Source organism: Thalassococcus arenae, assembly GCF_019104745.1.
GTDB classification, from domain to species: Bacteria; Pseudomonadota; Alphaproteobacteria; order Rhodobacterales; family Rhodobacteraceae; genus Thalassococcus_B; species Thalassococcus_B arenae.
This window is the reverse complement of sequence record NZ_JAHRWL010000002.1, coordinates 642,618-662,369: the sequence shown is the minus strand read 5'-3', so window position 1 is coordinate 662,369 and position 19,752 is coordinate 642,618. Positions and strand designations below refer to the sequence as shown.

21 protein-coding genes are annotated in these 19,752 nt (G+C 65.3%); 8 read left to right on the top strand and 13 right to left on the bottom strand.

The features are described from left to right. Positions 1-417 precede the first annotated feature (417 nt). Entirely contained in the window at positions 418-669 is a 252-nt protein-coding gene (locus KUH32_RS14490; RefSeq protein WP_217779312.1) for an EF-hand domain-containing protein, read from the top strand. Positions 670-1,285: 616 nt separating this feature from the next. On the opposite strand, the gene KUH32_RS14485 is transcribed toward KUH32_RS14490, so the two are convergent. Further along, positions 1,286-2,500, bottom strand: a complete 1,215-nt coding sequence (locus tag KUH32_RS14485; protein WP_217779311.1) for an NADP-dependent isocitrate dehydrogenase — start codon at positions 2,498-2,500, stop codon at positions 1,286-1,288. Positions 2,501-2,616: 116 nt separating this feature from the next. Beyond that, positions 2,617-3,819, bottom strand: coding sequence for an MFS transporter (locus KUH32_RS14480; protein ID WP_217779310.1), 1,203 nt, complete (start codon positions 3,817-3,819; stop codon positions 2,617-2,619). 112 nt (positions 3,820-3,931) lie between these two features. On the opposite strand from KUH32_RS14480, the gene KUH32_RS14475 reads away from it, so the two are divergent. Then, positions 3,932-4,234 carry a hypothetical protein gene (locus KUH32_RS14475; RefSeq protein WP_217779309.1) on the top strand — a complete coding sequence of 101 codons (303 nt, stop codon included), beginning with the start codon at positions 3,932-3,934 and terminating at the stop codon, positions 4,232-4,234. Positions 4,235-4,243: 9 nt separating this feature from the next. Here the strand turns inward: KUH32_RS14475 and KUH32_RS14470 are convergent, their stop codons facing one another. Continuing rightward, entirely contained in the window at positions 4,244-4,888 is a 645-nt protein-coding gene (locus KUH32_RS14470; protein ID WP_217779308.1) for a DsbA family oxidoreductase, read from the bottom strand. Between the two features lie 59 nt (positions 4,889-4,947). Further along, positions 4,948-6,459 (bottom strand): class I adenylate-forming enzyme family protein, encoded by a 1,512-nt coding sequence (locus tag KUH32_RS14465; RefSeq protein WP_217779307.1) that lies wholly within the window; start codon positions 6,457-6,459, stop codon positions 4,948-4,950. 78 nt (positions 6,460-6,537) lie between these two features. On the opposite strand from KUH32_RS14465, the gene KUH32_RS14460 reads away from it, so the two are divergent. Then, positions 6,538-7,158: a helix-turn-helix domain-containing protein gene (locus KUH32_RS14460; protein WP_217779306.1), complete on the top strand. Its 621-nt coding sequence runs from the start codon at positions 6,538-6,540 to the stop codon at positions 7,156-7,158. Positions 7,159-7,241: 83 nt separating this feature from the next. Next, positions 7,242-7,481, top strand: coding sequence for a hypothetical protein (locus tag KUH32_RS14455; protein WP_217779305.1), 240 nt, complete (start codon positions 7,242-7,244; stop codon positions 7,479-7,481). Positions 7,482-7,525: 44 nt separating this feature from the next. Here KUH32_RS14455 and KUH32_RS14450 read toward each other — a convergent pair whose 3' ends face one another. The 6 genes from KUH32_RS14450 to KUH32_RS14425 form a co-directional block, all read right to left on the bottom strand. Beyond that, a complete protein-coding gene (locus KUH32_RS14450; RefSeq protein ID WP_217779304.1) occupies positions 7,526-8,827 on the bottom strand; it encodes a branched-chain amino acid ABC transporter permease in 1,302 nt (433 codons plus the stop codon). Next, a complete protein-coding gene (locus tag KUH32_RS14445) occupies positions 8,824-9,834 on the bottom strand; it encodes a branched-chain amino acid ABC transporter permease (protein ID WP_217779303.1) in 1,011 nt (336 codons plus the stop codon). The genes KUH32_RS14450 and KUH32_RS14445 overlap by 4 nt, the downstream gene beginning before the upstream one ends. After that, the gene (locus KUH32_RS14440; protein ID WP_217779302.1) at positions 9,834-10,268 is read right to left on the bottom strand and encodes a hypothetical protein; all 435 of its coding nucleotides are present in this window, start codon (positions 10,266-10,268) and stop codon (positions 9,834-9,836) included. The genes KUH32_RS14445 and KUH32_RS14440 overlap by 1 nt, the downstream gene beginning before the upstream one ends. Before the next feature lie 2 nt (positions 10,269-10,270). Continuing rightward, entirely contained in the window at positions 10,271-11,098 is an 828-nt protein-coding gene (locus KUH32_RS14435; protein WP_217779301.1) for an ABC transporter ATP-binding protein, read from the bottom strand. Continuing rightward, a complete protein-coding gene (locus KUH32_RS14430) occupies positions 11,095-11,877 on the bottom strand; it encodes an ABC transporter ATP-binding protein (protein WP_217779300.1) in 783 nt (260 codons plus the stop codon). Before KUH32_RS14430 ends, KUH32_RS14435 begins: the two co-directional genes overlap by 4 nt. A gap of 89 nt (positions 11,878-11,966) precedes the next feature. Next, positions 11,967-13,163: an ABC transporter substrate-binding protein gene (locus KUH32_RS14425; protein WP_217779299.1), complete on the bottom strand. Its 1,197-nt coding sequence runs from the start codon at positions 13,161-13,163 to the stop codon at positions 11,967-11,969. A gap of 120 nt (positions 13,164-13,283) precedes the next feature. On the opposite strand from KUH32_RS14425, the gene KUH32_RS14420 reads away from it, so the two are divergent. Together KUH32_RS14420 and KUH32_RS14415 are read left to right on the top strand one after the other, a co-directional pair. Next, positions 13,284-14,375, top strand: a complete 1,092-nt coding sequence (locus tag KUH32_RS14420; protein ID WP_217779298.1) for a PQQ-dependent sugar dehydrogenase — start codon at positions 13,284-13,286, stop codon at positions 14,373-14,375. Between the two features lie 64 nt (positions 14,376-14,439). Further along, positions 14,440-14,862 (top strand): hypothetical protein, encoded by a 423-nt coding sequence (locus KUH32_RS14415; RefSeq protein WP_217779297.1) that lies wholly within the window; start codon positions 14,440-14,442, stop codon positions 14,860-14,862. Here KUH32_RS14415 and KUH32_RS14410 read toward each other — a convergent pair. Further along, a complete protein-coding gene (locus KUH32_RS14410; protein WP_217779296.1) occupies positions 14,846-15,358 on the bottom strand; it encodes a GNAT family N-acetyltransferase in 513 nt (170 codons plus the stop codon). The genes KUH32_RS14415 and KUH32_RS14410 overlap by 17 nt on opposite strands. Continuing rightward, complete coding sequence (locus KUH32_RS14405) at positions 15,355-16,353, bottom strand: GlxA family transcriptional regulator (protein ID WP_431358195.1); 999 nt, start codon at positions 16,351-16,353, stop codon at positions 15,355-15,357. Before KUH32_RS14405 ends, KUH32_RS14410 begins: the two co-directional genes overlap by 4 nt. 182 nt (positions 16,354-16,535) lie before the next feature. Here KUH32_RS14405 and KUH32_RS14400 point away from each other — a divergent pair, with 182 nt between their 5' ends. Beyond that, a complete protein-coding gene (locus KUH32_RS14400) occupies positions 16,536-17,906 on the top strand; it encodes a class II 3-deoxy-7-phosphoheptulonate synthase (RefSeq protein ID WP_217779295.1) in 1,371 nt (456 codons plus the stop codon). Positions 17,907-17,962: 56 nt separating this feature from the next. Here the strand turns inward: KUH32_RS14400 and KUH32_RS14395 are convergent, their stop codons facing one another. Then, complete coding sequence (locus KUH32_RS14395; RefSeq protein ID WP_217779294.1) at positions 17,963-18,649, bottom strand: PAS domain-containing protein; 687 nt, start codon at positions 18,647-18,649, stop codon at positions 17,963-17,965. A 205-nt stretch (positions 18,650-18,854) separates the two neighbouring features. Here KUH32_RS14395 and KUH32_RS14390 point away from each other — a divergent pair, with 205 nt between their 5' ends. Continuing rightward, on the top strand, positions 18,855-19,751 hold the full coding sequence (locus KUH32_RS14390; protein WP_348541123.1) for a YicC/YloC family endoribonuclease: 897 nt from the start codon (positions 18,855-18,857) through the stop codon (positions 19,749-19,751). Position 19,752: the final 1 nt, after the last annotated feature.

The window sequence follows — 19,752 nt, the reverse complement described above, 5'->3', positions numbered from 1 at the left end:
GCGCCCGCTCCTCACGGTTCCGGGGCGCGTGCGCGTGCCCCCGACGCGGACAAGGCCGCAGGCAGAAAACATCGGGCGGTAAGTAATCGAGCCTTGTCAGCGAACCTCAGGGGGTCCCATTCGGGGCCCCTTTTTTTGATTCCCGCCGCAGGTTGGTCTGGGCGAAGAAGCGCCGGTCGCCGTTTGGAGCGAAAACCCGGCGGGCTTTCGCGCGTTGGCCCGAGTCGCATCCGCGGCCCTACGCCGACCGAACGCTTTCGGCGAATTGTGTCCTGCGCGCCACCCCGGTTTCAGCAGCCCGGCGCCGGTTTTCCGGCCGCCGCACCGGGGCCATTCCCGCCGCGCCATCGCGGTCCCATCTTCTGTCATGCCAAACGGCATCACTCACGTAACCCTCTCTGACGGAGGACTGTACTTATGAAAAAACCGACCTTTGCCACTCTCACCTTCATCGCCTCGACCCTTCCGGTCCTGGCCATGGGGCAGGCCGCGGAAATCGACGCCAACGGCGACGGCATGCTGAGCCTGGACGAGGTGCAGGCCGTGTATCCGGACGTGTCGAGCGATCTGTTCCTGGAGATGGATGGGGACGCGGATGGCCTTCTGAACCCCGACGAAGTCGCCGCGGCTCAGGAAGCGGGCCTTATGCCGGCCAGCTCTGACGGCTGATCCCACGACACCGGGCTTCGCGGGCGGCAGCACCCGCGAAGCCCACTTACCGGAATCTGCTGAAAGAACGGCAGATAAATTACTGTTTCAATTTGTTTTTTGCCTGCGCCCTGCATTGCAGAAGCCTGGCGTGATGCTTTTGGCGATGCGCTTGCGTCCGGGCATCCGGCACAGGGCGCACACGGATGTCCGCCATCCGATGTCTTGACCGATTTGCGCACCCGGTATCCGGGCCGTTCCACGCGTCACGACGCTCCCCATCGCACCCGGAACTCATGAGAAACCCTTGCCCGAAACGTGGAGGCGCCGCGATCCGCGATCGCCCGCCCGACGATTGGCGACGCGAGGCATTTCGACTGTATCGCGGCGAGTCGACGTGAATTTCAACAGGTTTTCCCACGTCTTCGGAACCAGGATCCCGATCGACGGCGGATTGGCATGAACGACCGGCATTCGACTGCTGCCAAGGCAACAAGCCCGTCACGTCGCGCGTGCGTTTCAAGACCGCTGCGGCCTTGCACGGCGCAGGAACCGGTTGACGCCCGCATTGACGAGCGAACGAAAAACGCGGGGCCTTGGACCCCGCGTTTCCGTTCGCACAAAGACGCGCCGTTCTTCAGCCGGCCAGCGCCTTGTTCAAGTTCTCGTCGACCTTTTCGAGGAAGCCCATCGTGGTCAGCCATTTCTGGTCGGGGCCGACCAGCAGCGCCAGGTCCTTGGTCATGTGACCGGATTCCACGGTATCGACGATGACCTTTTCCAGCGTCGAGGCAAAGTTCATCAGCGCGTCGTTGCCATCCAGCTTGGCGCGATGCTTGAGCCCGCCGGTCCAGGCAAAGATCGACGCGATCGAGTTGGTCGAGGTTTCTTCACCCTTCTGGTGTTGGCGGTAGTGGCGGGTCACGGTGCCGTGGGCCGCCTCGGCCTCGACGATCTTGCCGTCCGGCGTCATCAACTGCGAGGTCATCAGGCCGAGCGAACCGAAGCCCTGCGCGACGGTGTCGGACTGCACGTCGCCGTCATAGTTCTTGCACGCCCAGACGAAACCGCCGTTCCACTTCATCGCGCAGGCGACCATGTCGTCGATCAGGCGGTGTTCGTAGGTGATGCCGGCGGCCTTGAACTTGTCGGCGAATTCCTCGTCGAACACCTTCTGGAAAAGCTCCATGAAGCGTCCGTCATATTGCTTGAGGATGGTGTTCTTGGTCGACAAATAGACCGGCCAGCCCAGGCTCAGCCCGTAATTCATCGAGGCGCGTGCGAAATCCATGATCGAATCGTCGAGGTTGTACATCGACATGAAGACACCCGAGGACGGCGCATCGAACACTTCGTGCTCGATGACGTTGCCGTCGGCGCCGACGAATTTCATCGACAGCTTGCCCGGCCCGGGGAACTTGATGTCGGTGGCGCGGTACTGGTCGCCGAATGCGTGACGGCCGATGACGATGGGCTGGGTCCAGCCCGGCACCAGACGCGGCACGTTCTTGCAGATGATCGGCGCGCGGAACACCACGCCGCCCAGGATGTTGCGGATCGTGCCGTTGGGGCTGCGCCACATCTTTTTCAGGCCGAATTCCTCGACCCGCGCCTCGTCGGGGGTGATCGTGGCGCATTTCACCGCGACGCCGACTTCCTTGGTCTTTTCGGCGGCGTCGATGGTGATCTGGTCCTCGGTGCGGTCGCGCTCTTCGATGCCCAGGTCGTAGTACAGCAGATCGACGTCGAGATAGGGCAGGATCAGTTTCTTCTTGATGAAATCCCAGATGATCCGGGTCATCTCGTCGCCATCCATTTCGACGATCGGGTTGGCTACCTTGATCTTCGACATCTTTGCCCCTTTCCGGCTGAATCGATTTGCCGCCCGTCTAGCGCAAAACATCGCGGCGTGGAAGGCGGTATGCGGTTGTATACCGATTTGCCGCAGGGCTCCGCGTCACCCGGTGTTCAACCGATGCGGTCCAGGTGCACCAGCCGCCAAGCCAGCAGCGCCGCTAGTCCCGAATAGATCAGGATGCCGAATGCCAGCGGCAGCGGCGTGCCGTCGAACATCAGCCCGACCGGCGCGGCCAACATCACGGCCAGCACGGTGGCGACCGATCCCGCAACCGACGACGCAAGCCCGGCGATATGCCCGACCGGCTCCAGCGTGATCGAGGCGGTGTTGCCGATGGTCATGCCCGCCTGGAAAAACACCGTTGTCTGCCAGACCACGAAGATCGCGAACAGCACGTCGTTCGACAGCCCGGCCAGCAAGGCGACGATCATCAGGACCGAAAACGCGATCTGCGCCCGGAACATGGCAAAGACCAGAACCGCCATGCCCAACCGCACCACCAGCGCCGCGTTGAGAACCCCGGAACTGGCCGCCACCAAGGCGATGCCGCCGAACCAGTAGGGAAAGCTGTCACCGCGCCCGAAGGTGATGTCGAAGACCTGCTGGGTGCTACTGAGCATCGCGAACAACATACCGAAGGACAGGGTCTGGGCGGCGATGGCAAGCCGCACCTTGGGAATGGCCAGCATCTCGGCCATGGCGGCGGTCAGCGGCCCCAGACGCACCGGACGCCGCCTTTCCGGCGGCAGGGTTTCGGGCAGGCGGGTCGCCAACCAGAGGGCGGAAAGGGCCGCAAAGACGACAAAGGCGGCGAAGACCGCGCGCCAACCGGCAAGAATGATGATCGCGGCCCCCAAGGCCGGAGCCAGGACCGGCACGATGGTGAAGACGATCATCACGAAGGACAGGATGCGCGCCATCTCGCGCCCGGCATAGAGATCGCGGATCACCGCCTGCGCCGCGATCCGCGGTCCGGCTGCGCCGATTCCCTGCACGACGCGGGCTGCCAGCAAGACCTCGAGACTTTGCGCCAACCCGGCGACCGCCGCGGCGATGCTGTAGATCGCGGCGCCTGCCAGCATGACCCGCTTGCGCCCGAACGCGTCCGACAGCGGGCCGGCGAACAGCGTACCCGCACCCATGCCCAGCACGAAACTGGTCACCACCAACTGCGCGCGGTTCACATCGTCGGGTGACAAGGCCGCGCCGATCCGGGGCAGGGCGGGCAGCATGGCGTCGATGGAAAAGGCGACCGTGGCTGCCAGCATCGCCATCAGCGCGACGAATTCCGTGCGGCCGGGACCGGATGTCATGGTGCCTCCTGAATGGATGCTGCGCTGGTATGGCGGAGGGTGCGGCAACACAAGCCTTGTTTATACCGAGTAAAAGAGTCAGTAATTAAATACCTGACAAAAGGAATCAGTTATGCGCCTGTCTCTCTTCCCGCTCCTCATGCTCGCCACACCCGTTCTGGCTTCGGGTCCCGGCGAGAAACACCATGGCACCGCTTTTCTAGAGGGTGGAGCGCTGACCTACGAGGTTTTCGAGACCACGATCGAGCATGTCGATCTGGAAACCTGTCCCGAACAGTTCGACCCCGATGCAGTGTTCTGCCGTATGACGCTGGCCGCCGACATGGCACATGTCTTTGCCTTCGCCCATGACGGCGACCAGACTCTGCTGGCCGTGAAAAGCTACGAACTGGCGGACGGTTTTCTGCCGTTCTGAAGCGGGGGTTCAGCCCTCGGGGTCGGCCGCAGAGCGCAGTTCCGAGATGACCTGCGACCACAGTTCGGGAGGCTGCGCGCCGGGCACGGCGTGCTGGCCCGCGACGATGAAGGTCGGCACCGAGTTGATCCCCATGCCACGCGCCGCCGCGTCGCGTTCCACGATCTCGCGGCGGTCGCTGTCGCTGGCCAGCAGGCGCATCACCACGCTGGCATCCAGCCCGGCGCCATCGGCGATATCGGCGAGCACCTCTGCTTCGCCGATGTCGCGGCCATCGACGAAATAGGCCCGGAACAGGCCCGCCACGACCGGAGTCTGCCGGCCTTCGATCCCGGCCCAGTGGATCAGCCGATGCGCGTCGATCGTGGACGGCGTCTTTTCGATCGCATCCAGATTGATCGGCAGCCCGGCCTGTTCGGCATGCTGGATGACTGGCATGTAGGCTTGCACCGCGCCCTTCTTCCCGCCGAACTTGCGCTCGAGATATTCGCGCCGATCCATGCCACCCGCAGGCATGTCGGGGTTCAACATGAAAGGCAGCCAGCGCACCTGGAACGGGTGGTCGGGATTGGCCTCGAGCGCGCGGTCGAGATGGGCCTTGCCGATATAGCACCAGGGGCAGATCGGGTCGGAAAAGATGTCGAGCTGGATCATGGGAACTCCTTGCCGCGCGACCCTAAGACCTGTGGCCGGGATTGGCGAGGGGGGTCGGCCTACAAATCCGCGTCTTGGGCCAGGCGGCGGCGCAGCAGCTTGCCGTTGGCGCTGCGCGGCAGGGACTCCAGATGAAACCATGCACGCGGCTGCTTGTAACGCGCCAGTCGCGCTTCGGCGGCCTTGCGCAGCGTCGCCTCGTCCAGCGGAGACGGCCCGGTATAGAACGCGGCGATGATCCGCACCCCGTCCTTGATGCCGATATCGGTGACACCGATCTCGCTGATGCCGGGCAGGTCCGCCAGGGCCGCCTCGACCTCGAGCGGCGACACGCGGTAGCCACCGGCATTCATCATGTCATCGTCACGGCCCAGGTAGGTGACCGCGCCGTCCTCGGCCATCGATCCGCGGTCGCCGGTCAGGAACCAGTCTCCGGCAAAGCGCGCCGCCGTCGCGTCGGGTGCGCCGACATAGCCCTGCATCAGGCCGGGATCGGTGCGATGCACGGCGATGGTCCCGGGGTCGCTGGGTTCGACCGGTGCTCCGTCCTCGCCCAGGATCGCCACCCGCCGCCCCGCCTGGGGATAGCCCAGCGTGCCTTCGGGTGCCGGCCGGTCGGGGCAGGCCGAGATGAAGGTCGAGCATTCCGACATGCCGTAGGCCTCGAACACCGGCGTGCCGGTCGCCGCCTCCCAGGCCGCGCGGATCGGCGCCGCCAGCTTCTCGCCCGCCGCGAGACCGTGGCGCAGCCTTGGCAGTGGCAGCACCGGTGCCTTGAGCAGGTTGCGGAATACGCCCGGTGCCGCGGCGAACAGCGTCGCGTCGTTGCGCTTCATCAGCAGCGGCAGCTGTGCCGCATCGACGCCTGTCGCCGGGATCAGCGCCGTCGCGCCGGCCGTCCATGGGTCGAGCAGACCGGTGCCCAGCGTGAAGGTCCAGTTGAAGGCGCCCGCGTGCAGCAGCCGGTCGCTTTCACGCAGGCCATACCAGCCGTCGAACATCATCCGGCGGGCCCAGATCGCCCGATGCGCATGACCCACGGCGCGCGGCACGCCGGACGTGCCCGAGGTGAAGACGATATAGGCCAGCCGGTCAGGATCGCCCGGCACCGGTTCGGACGGCGGCAGGTCGTGCCAGGCCTCGTATATGTCGGCAGCGATGACCGGGATCGCCGTATCCGGGCAGGCGATGCCGTCGCCGCGCAGGATGGCGGCGGGTGACAGCAGGTCGATCATCCCCTGCACCTCGCGTGCGGTCAGCTGCGACGAGGTCGGAACCGGCACGATCCCCGCGGCGATGGCACCCAGGAAGGCGACCGGGAAGTCCACCGAATTGCCCAGCCGCATCAGCAGCACGTCGCCCGGCGTCAGCCCCATGCGCAGCAGGCCCGTCGCCGTGCCCAGCACCGCGGCACGCAGCCGTGCATAGGACCAGCGCTGCGCGCCGGTGGGGGTCAGCACCGCCAGCGCGATCTTGTCGGGCCGTGTCAGACCGGCCCGCAGGACGTGGTCGGTCAGGTTGAACGGCGCGGGGCAGGGCGGCGGTGGGCCTTGGTCGAAAATCGCTGGCATGGCCTTGGCTTAGGCCGCCGGCGCTGGCTGCGCAAGCGCGCTTGCGCAGGTCCCGGACGCGCCCTATAGCTCTGCCGCATGAGCCGTGACCCGAAATCCCTGATCCGCATCGCCCGAGAAGCCGGCACCGACGTCCATCCCGAGCCACTGGATCTGGGCGCCCGGGTGCGCGAGCTGCGCAAGGAACGCGACTGGACGCTGGAGCAGGCCGCCAGGCAGGCCGGGCTGGCGCGTTCGACCCTGTCCAAGATCGAGAACGGCCAGATGTCGCCCACCTACGAGGCGCTCAAGAAGCTGGCCGTGGGGCTGCAGATCTCGGTCCCGCAACTGTTCACCCCGCCGCAGCGCGAACAGGTGAACGGCCGGCTGGCGGTCACGAAATCGGGCGAGGGCCAAAGCCAGGTGACAGTGACCTACGAGCACGAATTGCTGGCCGAAACGCTGACGAAAAAGCAGATGCTGCCCTACCGCGCCCGCGTCCGCGCCCGGTCGATGGACGAATTCGACGGCTGGGTGCGCCACGATGGCGAAGAGTTCCTGTATGTGCTGACCGGCGTGGTGCGGCTGTATACGGAATTCTACGAACCGATCGAGATGCGCCGCGGCGACAGCGCCTATTACGACGCTACGATGGGCCACAACGTGGTGTCGGTGTCGGACGAAGACGCGATGATCCTGTGGGTCACGTCGCTGGCCTGAACCCGAGATTGAGAAATAAGCCCGGATGATCTACCCTGACGTGTGGCCGGATTGATCGGCACATCTTTTCAGGGAGGATTTAAATGGCCAATTGGACCCAGGTGAGCGTGACCCCGCAGGGCGGCGGCGCGGCCTTGCTGAACAACGGAACCGGCAGCGGCGATATGGGCACCTTTGCCTGTAGCGCGTTCCCCGCCGCATCCCGCCCCGTCGTGGGCACGATCTACAACATCAGCGCGTTGGAAGACGGCGACCAGTTCCCGATGGACTGGGACGCGAAATGCACCTTTTCGGGCGGCACGTCGGAGTTCAAGACCGGCTGACCAGCTGACCAGCTGACCGGCGGGCGCGACGGCGCCCGTCCGACCTAGCGCTCGGGCAGCAGTCCGCGCGGGCTGAAGCGCAGCACCAGAAGCAGGATCACCCCCATCGTCAGCAGCCGCATGTGTTGAACCGAGTCCAGCAGATGCGCCTTGAGCGCGTTACCATCGGCCATGCCCGAGGTCACCACGGTCATGATCCACTGGCCAAAGGGTTCGACCTGCACCCAAAGGAACCAGATCAGGAACCCGCCCAGCACCGCGCCCAGGTTGTTGCCCGATCCGCCGACGATCACCATCACCCAGACCAGGAAGGTGAAGCGCAGCGGCTGATAGGAGATCGGCGTCAGCTGGCCGTCCAGCGTGGTCATCATCGCGCCCGCGATGCCGCAGATGGCCGAGCCCAGCACGAAGACCTGAAGGTGCCGCGCGGTCACGTTCTTGCCCATTGCCCGCGCGGCGGTTTCGTTGTCGCGGATCGCCCGCATCATCCGGCCCCAGGGCGATTTCAGCGCCAGCTGCGCCAGCACCAGCAGCACGATCAGAACAGCGGCGAACAGCACCGAATAGCCCAGCTTGACATAGACGGTCGACGCGGTGGTGGCATCCAGTCCGAACCCGGCGGCGCGGTCGACGAAGGCCGGGTCGTTCTGCAGATCGATCTCGTAGGGCACCGGGCGGGGCAGGCCGATCACGTTCTTGACGCCGCGCGCCAGCCAATCCTCGGCCTTGAGGATGGCGATGACGATCTCGGCGATGCCCAGCGTCGCGATGGCCAGGTAGTCCGAGCGCAGGCCCAGGGCGGTCTTGCCGATCACCCAGGCCGCACCCGCGGCCAGCAACCCGCCCACGGGCCAGGACAACAGCACCGGCAAACCCAGCCCGCCCAGGTATCCGGTGGCCGCGGGGTTCACCGACTCGATCGCCTCGACCGCCGGATCGAGCACGGCGCGATAGACGAAAAACCCGACGATCAGAAGCCCCGCCATGGCCCAGCCACGCAAGACACCGGACAGACGCTTCCAGGCCTGCACGGCAGCGGCGATCACCGCCAGGCCCAGCAGCAGAGCGCCGATCAGCCGCCCGCCGCCCGCCGCCCAGGCCTCGGTCACCGGCGGGACCGAGATCAGCACGACCGCCAGCCCGCCAAGCGCGACAAAGCCCATCACACCGACGTTGAACAGCCCCGCGATGCCCCATTGCAGGTTGACGCCAAGCGCCATGACGGCGCTGACCAGCCCCATGTTCAGGATCAGCAACGCCGAATTCCAGCTCTGGAAAAACCCGGTGCCGAGGATCAGCGCCGAGACCAGCGCGAACATGACCCAGGTGCGCACGGAAGGGTTCATACCGATTTCCCCCGGAACAGCCCCGTTGGACGGAACAGCAGCACGATCACCAGGATCACGAAGCTGACCGCGAACTTGTAATCGGTCGACAAAAGCTGCACGAGCCCGTCCGGCGCCAGGCTTTCGGGCAGGGCATGGTTCAACACCTTCTTCCAGGCGTAGGTGATGCCGACTTCGGAAAACGCCACGATGAACCCGCCCGCGATCGCCCCGATCGGATTGCCCAAACCGCCGACGATGGCGCTGGCGAAGATCGGCAGCAAAAGCTGGAAATAGGTGAACGGCTTGAATGTCTTGTCCAGCCCGTAAAGCACGCCCGCCACGGTGGCCAGCGCCGCCACGATCAGCCAGGTCACCAGCACGACGCGTTCGGGATTGATGCCCGACAGCAAAGCCAGGTCTTCGTTGTCGGAATAGGCGCGCATCGACTTGCCGGTGCGGGTGCGGTTGAGAAACCAGAACAGCAGCGCCACCACGATCACCGCCGTCACGACGGTCAGCGCCTGGGTGGTGCGGATCGCCAACCCTTCTTCGAGACCGGTCAGGTCGCGAAAGGTGCGCGCCGAAATCAGGAACCGTTCGCCATCGGCGAAATTCTGGTCGCCCGGCCCGACGATCAGGCGCACCACGCCGTTGTAGATGAACATCACACCCATCGACACGATCACCAGGATCACCGGCTTGGCCTTTTGCGCGCGATAAAAGCGGTAGACGCCGCGATCGGTCAGCAGAACCAGCGCCGCCGCACCCGCGATGCCTGCCGGTATCGCCAACAGCGCGGTGGGCAGGGGGCCAAGGCTGACGCCCAGGCTTTGCAGCCACCAGGTAAACAGGATGGCGCTCATGGTGCCGAAGGCCATCGTGTCGCCATGGGCAAAGTTGGAGAACCGCAAGATGCCGTAGATCAGCGTCACCCCAAGCGCCCCGAGCGCCAGCTGGCTGCCATAGGCAATGGCCGGGATCAGAACGAAATTGGACAGCGCGACAATGGCGTTGAGCAGATCCATCACTCGCAAACCCCGAGATAGCTGATGACCATCGGACCATCGGCATAATGCACGCTGTAGCGCGCCGACCCTTCCAGGCCGATCGTCAACAGGTGGCGTGCATCCAGCCCGCCGCCGAACAGCGAGGTCAGGTTGCCCTCGCGCGCGCCCAGCAACTCGACGGTACCGGCATCCGAGATCAGCGATGCGCCCACCACCAATGTGTCGGGCGTCATGCCGCCGGCCTTGCCCTCGACCCGCGGGGTGAATGCGGTTTCGGAACACGGTTCGCTGTCGAAGCATTCCAGCGTGAAGGTGCACAACAGCGCGATGTTGAGCTGGAACGGCGCATGCTCGATGGTGAAGCCATCGTCGTCATGCGCGGGATCATCCTGTGCGGCCAACGGCGCGGCGAACAGCGCCAGGCCCAGGGCCAGCAGGCGAAAGCGGGTCATCGTCATCCTCCCAGGAAACTGCGGCGGACTTCGGCGTCTGCCAGCAGTTCCTTTCCGGTACCGGCAAAGGCGTTGCCGCCCTGCACCAGCACATAGCCCTTGTCGGCGATCTCGAGCGCCTGGCGGGCATTCTGTTCCACCATCAGGATCGATATCCCGGTGCGCGCCACTTCGATGATGCGGTCGAACAACTCGTCCATGACGATCGGGCTGACCCCGGCGGTGGGTTCGTCCAGCATCAGCACCTTGGGCCGGGTCATCAGCGCACGGCCCACCGCGACCTGCTGGCGCTGCCCGCCCGAGAGTTCACCGGCCGGTTGACGGCGCTTGTCGCGCAGGATCGGGAACAGCTCGAAGACCTGCTCCATCGTGCCGCGGAAATCGTCGTCGCGCAGGAAGGCGCCCATCTCGAGGTTCTCCTGCACCGTCAGCGAGGTGAAGATGTTGTTGGTCTGCGGCACGAAGGCCATGCCCTTGGCCACCCGGGCCTGCGGCGTCAGCGCGGTGATGTCCTCGCCATCCAGGCGCACATGGCCCGCGCGCAGGTCGAGCATGCCGAAGACCGCCTTCATCGCGGTCGACTTGCCGGCGCCGTTGGGGCCGACGATCACAGCGATCTGGCCCTTTTCCACGGCGATGGTGCAGCCGTGCAGGATGTCGGCGCCACGGCCATAGCCGCCGGTCATCGCCTCGCCGATCAGGAAGGGGCCGCCGGGGGCAGGGCGCGCGGCGCCGGACTTGCGGGTGCCGTCGATTTCGCCGATGCCCTTGGGATTGGTGATCGACAGGTCGCGGTTGCCGCGGTCGTCCTGATACGGGTTGCCGCTCATGCGCCGACCTGATCCTTGTTCTTGAGACCGGTGCCCAGATAGGCCTCGATCACCTGTTCGTTCGCCTTGATTTCCTCGATCGTGCCCTTGGCCAGAACATGCCCTTCGGCCATCACGATCACCGGGTCGCAAAGCCGACCGATGAAATCCATGTCGTGTTCGATCATGCAGAAAGTGTAGCCGCGTTCCTTGTTCAGGCGCAGGATGGCATCGCCGATGGTGTTCAACAATGTCCGGTTCACCCCCGCGCCGACTTCGTCGAGGAACACGATCTTGGCGTCCACCATCATCGTCCGGCCCAGTTCCAGCAGCTTTTTCTGCCCGCCCGACAGGTTTCCTGCCCTTTCATCCTTGAGATGGGAAATCGTCAGGAAATCAAGCACCTCGTCGGCTTTCTTCAGAAGCACCGCTTCTTCCCGGGCGATCCTGCCGCGGCCGATCCAGGCGTTCCACAGCGTTTCGCCCGATTGACCGCCGGGCACCATCATCAGGTTCTCGCGGCAGGTCATCGACGAAAATTCATGCGCGATCTGGAAGGTGCGCAGCAGACCCTTGTGGAACAGTTCGTGCGGCGGCAGGCCGGTGATATCCTCGCCATCCATGTAGACGCGGCCCGATGTCGGTGGCAGCGCCCCGGCGATCACGTTGAAAAGCGTGGTCTTGCCCGCACCGTTCGGCCCGACAAGCCCGGTGATCGACCCCTTGGCGATCTCGAGACTGGCGCCATCGACGGCCCGAAAGCCCCCGAAATGCCGGTGCAGATTGTCGACCCGGATCACGTTTTTCCCCTGCGGGCGCCTGGCGCGCCTCTGTCTATGCAAACAGCCCGGGGCTTTTGCCCCGGGCTGCCTGTCTCGTCAAGCGCGGCTTACTTGAACTCGACCGTCGAATAGCCGCCGTCCTTGATCTCGTAGTAGCGGTAGCTGCCCGCCGCTTCGCCCGGACCGATCAGCTCGACCGACGAGGCGCCGACATAGTCGATGTCGCCCCCAGCGGCGAGGATTTCCAGCGCCTTGCCCAGCTCGCCCGGCAGGATCGGCTCGCCCGGCGCGTTGGCCACGTCCAGCAGGTTGGCCGCCACGGCCGCCGAGGTCGCCTCGCCGCCCTTGGCCATGGCCAGCGCGATCAGCGCCGCCGCGTCATAGCTTTCGCGGGTGAAGGAGGATTCCCCGTTGATGCCGGCCGCGTCGGTGATCGTCTTGAACGCGTCCGCGCCATCGCCTTCGGACCACGGAACCGCGCCAAAGCTGTCTTCCATGCTGCCGCCAAGCGCGTCGACAAGCGCGTCGCCATACATGCCGTCGCCCAGGCCGAACACGTCGAAGGCGCCGGTATCGACCGAGGCCTGGATCATGCCGCGGCCGCCACTGTCGGCATAGCCCAGCACCATCAGCGCCTCGCCGCCGGCCGAAGCCAGCGCGGCGATTTCGGCCGAATAGTCGGCCTTGTTGTCCTCATGCGGGGCGTTCAGCGTGATCGAGCCACCCATTTCGGCGTATGCGGCGGCAAAGCTGTCGGCCAGGCCCTTGCCGTAGTCGCTGTTGGAATAGGTCACCGCGACTTCGTTGATGCCGCGCGCCTTCAGGATCTCGGCCAGCACGACGCCCTGACGGGCATCGGACGGCGCGGTGCGGAAGAACAGGCCGTTGTCTTCGGCGGTCGACAGCGCCGGCGACGTGGCCGAGGGCGACACCATCGGGATACCGTTGGCGACGGCGACGTTGGCCAGGATCGCACCGGTCACACCCGAGCAATCGGCGCCCATGATCGCCACGACGCCATCGGTGGTCACCAGGCGTTCGGCCGCGGCGGTTGCGGCGGCGCTGTCGACGCAGGTCGAATCCGCGCGCACCGGAACCAGCGTCACGCCGTCCAGGAACTTGCCGCTTTCGTTGACTTCCTTCATCGCCAGTTCGGCGCTGTCGGCCATCATCGGCGTCAGCGATTCGATGGGACCGGTGAAGCCCAGGATCACACCGATCTTGGCTTCGGTTGCATGGCTGCCTGCAAGCGCGCCGGTTGCCGTCAGGCCAAGGGCGACAGAGGCCATGAGCCACTTTTTCATATCTCAACTCCCTGATTGGATCATTGTCCGGCGCGCAGCCTATGCCCGCGCACCAGAAAAGAAAAGGGGCTTGGCGTGGCGGCATCGGCGCCCATATCGAAGGGCAGGAGGATAGATCCGATGCGCATTCTGACTGCCACCGTCCTGACCCTGTCGATCTGGCTTTCGCAGGCCCAGGCCGATCCGATCCAGACCCAGGCCGGCGCGATGACCGCGACACCGGTGATCACCGGCCTGGACACGCCCTGGGCCTTCGGGTTCCTGCCCGACGGCACGATCCTGGTCACCGAACGCGGCGGGCGCCTGCTGGCGTGGCGCGACGGGGCCGTGACCGAAATCGCCAATCCGCCCCCGGTGGTGGTCGACGGGCAGGGCGGGTTGCTGGATATCCTCGTGCCGCGCGATTTCGCCCAAAGCCGCGAGCTGTTCTTCACCTACGCCAAGAAACAACTGTGGCGCGAAGGCACGGCGGTCTATCGCGCGCGGCTGTCGGCGGATGGCACGCGGCTGGAAGGCGGCAAGGCGATCTTCGAGATGACCCGCGGCTCGGGCGGCGGATTCCATTTCGGATCGCGACTGGCCGAGGCGCGCGACGGCACGCTGCTCGTCACCATCGGCGACCGCGGCGAAGACGCCTCGGCGCAGGATCTGGGGCGGCACAACGGGTCGGTCTTGCGGATCACCAGGGACGGGAAGGCGCCGTCGGACAATCCGTTTGTCGGCCAGGGCGGTGCAGAGCCCGAAATCTGGTCCTACGGACACCGCAATCCGCAGGGCATGGCGATGGACCCTGCCGGGCAGCTTTGGGCCGTCGAACATGGCGCCCGCGGCGGCGACGAGGTCAACCGGATCGAACCCGGCCGGAACTATGGCTGGCCGGTGATTTCCTATGGCACCCACTACAGCGGAGCCAAGATCGGCGAAGGCACCGCCAAGGAGGGCCTGCAGCAGCCGGTCTTCTACTGGGACCCGTCGATCGCGCCCTCTGGCATGACGTTCTATGACGGCGCGATAGCGGACTGGCGCGGCAACGCCTTTATCGGATCGTTGAAATTCGATTATATCTCAAGACTTTCCGGCGATCCTCTCAGGGAAGTCGAACGCATCGAAGGCCCCGAAACCGAACGCGTCCGCGACGTGCGACAGGGGCCCGACGGCGCCCTGTGGTTCCTCAGCGAGGGCAATGGCGCGCTCTATCGTCTCGCGCCCTGACAAAACTCTGGGTCAGCGCTGCGCGCCGTGGCATCCTGCGGTCATTCAGGACCGGAGGATTGCCATGATCGATTTCAGGAAAACCGTGTTGGCCATCGCCTTGACGCTGCTCGGTGCGCTGCCCGGGCGCGCGCAGGATGGCGTCTTCGTATCCTACGACGCGATGCGCGCCTCGCTGGACACGCTCATCATGGCGCGCGAGATCGAACAGATGATGGTGCTTTTCGGCGCCGGAGACGAGATGACGCCGCAGCAGTTGCAGGGGCTCGAGGCTCAGGTCCGGCAAATCTACGCCGAAGACTTCCAGAACAAGGCCGTCATGCGCCGTGCCGATCTCGAAAACGGGTTCATGCAGGAATTGATCGCGTACTGGACCGGCAGCCGCTACATCTATGCCTATGTCCTCGGGCATGACCGCGACGATGGGTTCCTGAGCATCAATTTCCGCTTCAACAGCGACTTCACCAAACTCAATCAGCTTTTCTGATCCGGCGGGGCAGCGCGAAATAGGCGGTGTCGCACATCTCGATCCCGCCATAGTCGAAATTCTGCCTGTCGAACCCGGTCAGCCGGAAACCCAGCCGCGTCAGCAAGCCGACCGAGGCAAGGTTCCGGGGATCGCATTCCGCAGTGATTTCAGGCATCTCCGGCCATTTCCTGAAGCACCTTGGCAGGATCGCCTCCAGCGCTTCGCGCACATAGCCCCGCCGCCAGTGGTCGGGATGCAGGATGAACCCGACCTCGGGCCTGGCCCAGATCCCCGCCTTGCCGATGCAGCGCCCGTCAAGGTCAAGGATGTATTCCTCGCGCCGCTGGTCGTCGGGCGTCATGAAACCGTTCAGGAACCGCTGCGTCTGCGCGATGGCGTCATGCGGTGGCCGATCCCAGTAACGCATGGCCCGTGGATCGGTGAAGATGGCATGGAGCGCATCCAGGTCGTCTGGCCGCGCCGGGCGCAAGGTCAGGCGCTCGGTCCGGATCACACCGACAGGCGCGTCGCCTGGCTGCCGCGTTCCCTGTAGGGCGTTGTCTGGTAGTGCGCGCGGTAGCATTTCGAAAAATGCGACGGGCTGGCGAACCCGCAGGCCAGCGCCACGTTGATCACGCTCATGTCGGTCTGCATCAGCAGGTTGCGCGCCTTTTGCAGCCGCAATTCCATGTAATACCGCTTGGGCGACCGGTTGAGGTAGCGCCGGAACAGCCGTTCCAGCTGGCGCGTCGACATGCCGACCTGGTGGGCGAGGACGGCGGGGCTGATCGGTTCCTCGATATTGGCTTCCATCATCTGGATGACCTGGCTCAGCTTGGGATGGCGCACGCCGATGCGGGTGGGCACCGACAGGCGCTGCGTGTCCTGGTCGGTTCGGATCGCGGAATAGATCAGTTGGTCGGCCACCGCGTTGGCCAGTTCCTCGCCATGGTCGTCGGCGATGACCTTGAGCATCAGGTCGATGGACGCGGTGCCGCCAGCGGTCGTCATGCGGTTGCCGTCGATCACGAAGACCGATTTGGTCAGCGTCACGTCTTCGAATTCCTCGGTAAAGCTGTCCTGGTTTTCCCAGTGGATCGTCGCCTTCTTGCCGTCCAGCAGACCGGCCTTTGCCAGCGTGTAGCCCGCCGTGCACAGGCCGCCGACCATCAGGCCCCGGCGCGCTTCGCGGCGCAGCCAGTTCAACATCTTCTTGGATGTCGCGGCCGCGATGTCGATGCCGCCGCAAACCATGACCGTGTCGTCGCGCAACAATTCGGGCAGGTCGCTGTCCAATTGGAACGACACGCCCGCCGAGCAGCTTACGGTTTCGCCGCCCTCGCCGGTGATGATCCATTCGTACAGACGCTTGTCCGCCATGCGATTGGCGATGCGCAGCGACTCCACCGCGGCGCAAAAGCACAGCATGGTGAATTCCGGCAAAAGGACGAAGACGAAGCGCCGGGGTTTTTTCGGCGTGTCTTTGACTTCGATGATCTGCCGCTGCATCGGTGGAAGCATGTCGCGCGCTTTCTTGGTCTTGTCCGACGCCGCTGCGCCGCGCATCCACATGGTCAGAAAGGCCCGAAAGCGTCAAGGGATGTCGGAGAAAACGCATATGGTCACCGCTGGCGGGCTTGGGTATAAAAAAGTCCTTGTGAACGCGAACCATGTATGACCGGAGACGACCGATGACCGAGTGGCAGAAATCGAACTGGCGCGCCAAGCCGCGGGTTCAGATGCCCGAATATACGGATGCAGAAGCGCTGAGCGCCGCAGAGGCCCAGCTTGCCAAATATCCGCCGCTGGTCTTCGCAGGCGAAGCGCGCCGGCTGAAGCGCGCCCTTGGTGCGGCGTCGCGCGGCGAGGCGTTCCTGCTGCAGGGCGGCGATTGCGCCGAAAGCTTCGAGCAGTTCAGCGCCGATGCGATCCGCGACACCTTCAAGGTGATGCTGCAGATGGCGATGGTTCTGACCTACGGCGCCAAGGTGCCGGTGGTGAAGGTGGGCCGCATGGCCGGCCAGTTCGCCAAGCCGCGCAGCGCACCGACCGAGGTGGTGAACGGCGTCGAGCTTCCCAGCTATCGCGGCGACATCATCAACGAACTGGCGTTTACGCCGGATGCGCGCATTCCCGACCCGCGCAAGATGCTGCAGGCCTATACCCAGGCGGCAGCCACGCTGAACCTGCTGCGGGCCTTTTCGACCGGTGGCTATGCCGACGTGCACCAGGTGCATTCCTGGACCCTGGGTTTCATCGAGGGCGAAAACGCCGAGCGTTACCGCGACATGGCCAACCGCATCAGCGACACGCTGGACTTCATGCGCGCAGCCGGCGTCGACAGCGACCGCTCGCACACGCTGCAGACAGTGGATTTCTACACCAGCCATGAATCGTTGCTGCTGGAATACGAAGAGGCGCTGTGCCGGCTCGACAGCACCTCGGGCAAGTGGCTGGCAGGGTCGGGTCACATGATCTGGATCGGCGACCGCACGCGCCAGCCGGACGGCGCCCATGTGGAGTTCGCCCGCGGTGTGCTGAACCCGATCGGCCTGAAATGCGGCCCCACCACCACGGCCGAGGACCTCAAGGTCTTGATGGCCAAACTGAACCCCGAAAACGAGGCGGGCAAGCTGACGCTGATCGCCCGGTTCGGGGCCGGCAAGGTGGGCGAACACCTGCCGCGGCTGATCAAGGCAGTGCAGGAAGAAGGCGCCAACGTGGTCTGGGTCTGCGATCCGATGCACGGCAACACGATCAAGTCGGCCACGGGCTACAAGACACGGCCGTTCGAGCAGGTGCTGCGCGAAGTGCGCGACTTCTTCGGCGTGCACGCGGCCGAGGGCACGATCCCCGGTGGCGTGCATTTCGAGATGACGGGCCTCGATGTCACCGAGTGCACCGGCGGCGTGCGCGACGTGACCGAAGAGGATCTGTCCGACCGTTACCACACCGCCTGCGACCCACGGCTGAACGCCTCGCAGTCGCTGGAACTGGCGTTTCTGGTGGCCGAGGAACTGGTCAAGCGCCGCGACAACGCCGCGGCCGCAGCCAGCGCCTGACATCGTGGTGGATTGAAAACTGGAAACGCCCGGTCTTTCGGCCGGGCGTTTCCCGTTCAATCGTTCGACACCACGACCCGCAGATAGGGTTTGGCAGGTCGAAACGGTGCATGCGCTTCGGACAGGCCCCGCAACGGTTCGGTCTGAGGCGTCGTCTCGGTCGTGGCGGGGCTGTCGGACAAGGCGCCGAAAGCCGGCACGATCTCGGATGCATCGACGCGAAACCGCCGCGGCGTGCGTCCGATCCGGCCCGTGGTCGCCACGACGCCGATGGCCCGGCTGACTTCGCCGAAATCCGACCGCAGCGGAAGCACCACCATCTCGGCGTCGAGGCGAGGCTTGCCGAACCCGCCTTCGCCGCGCAGCGACACCCGAAGCACCGCCGGGTCGGCAAAGACCCGGCCCAGCGATGCGCCAAAGCCGTCCCGATCCTGGGGCGCAATCAGTGTCGACAGGGGCATCCCCGACACGTCCATCCCCATCAGGTCGGTCAAGTGCCGCCCGGCCACGCGCAGCCGGGCATGGTTGGGCGCGATCCGCTCGGCGAGAAATGCGCAATCCAGTGCGCCTTCGATCGCGCGCGGATCGATCTGGCTGCGCAAGGGCACCGCATCGGCGCCGCGCAGGCTTGCCCAGTACCGCTCGACCAGCCGCAGCGGCGCGGCCTGTCGTTCGGCACTGCGCCTGAGCATCGAAATCACCCCGCGGCGCGGCGCGGTGTCGGTTGTGTCGTCGACTGACATGTCATCACTCCCACCTGATCCAATCCGGCCGGAGCCCCCATTCGCCAAGCCCGTTAACGCTTAACGATCCGTTACCCGCCATCTTTCTACCGCAATTCGCGCCCAGTCCCGCCTCATTTCCGACCAAATGGTTAACGGCGCCCGTGCCCCAGCCGCCTTGCCATGCTGCCGGCTTCCCGCTAGGCCATCGGCAACAAGACGGGGAATGACGATGCGCCAATCCATGACGGGGTTCGCTTCGGTCCAGGGCGAAGGGCTGGGCCAGCGCTGGACGTGGGAATTGCGTGGCGTGAACGGCAAGGGATTGGACCTGCGGCTGCGCCTGCCCGACGGAATCGACGGGCTCGAGGCTGCCGTGCGCAAGGCCACCTCCGACCGGCTGCAACGCGGCAACATCCAGGTTTCGCTGCGGATGCAGACAGCCGAGGACGAAGGCGCGGCGCGGCTCGACCCGGTGCAGATGGTCGCGGTTCTGGATGCCCTGGCCGAGATCGAAGCCGCCGCGATGGCGCGCGGTCTGAGCCTGGCACCATCGACCGCAAGCCAGATCGCGGGCCTGCGCGGCGTGCTGCGCAGCGACCCGCCGCAGGCCGACCCGGACGCGCTGAGCGCCGCTCTGATGGCCGACTACATCGCCGCGCTGGACGCCTTTGTCGCGATGCGCACACGCGAGGGCGCGGCGCTGAGCGTGATCCTGAGCGGGCAGATCGACGAGATCGCCGGCCTGACCGATGCCGCCGAGGCCGAACTGGCCGCGCGGCGCGACGATCAGCAGGCGCGGCTGACGGCACAACTGTCGCGCGTGCTCGACCAGGGATCGGATATGGACGAGGGCCGCATCGCCCAGGAGCTTGCGCTGATTGCCGTCAAATCGGACGTGACCGAGGAAATCGACCGGCTGCGCGCCCATGTCGACGCCGCCCGCGCGCTTCTGACCGACAGGGGAGCGGTGGGTCGCAAGCTGGATTTCCTGATGCAGGAATTCAACCGCGAGGCCAATACGCTGTGTTCAAAGGCCGGTTTCGCATCGCTCACGCAGATCGGGCTTTCGCTGAAGACGGTGATCGACCAGATGCGAGAGCAGGTTCAGAACGTGGAGTAGG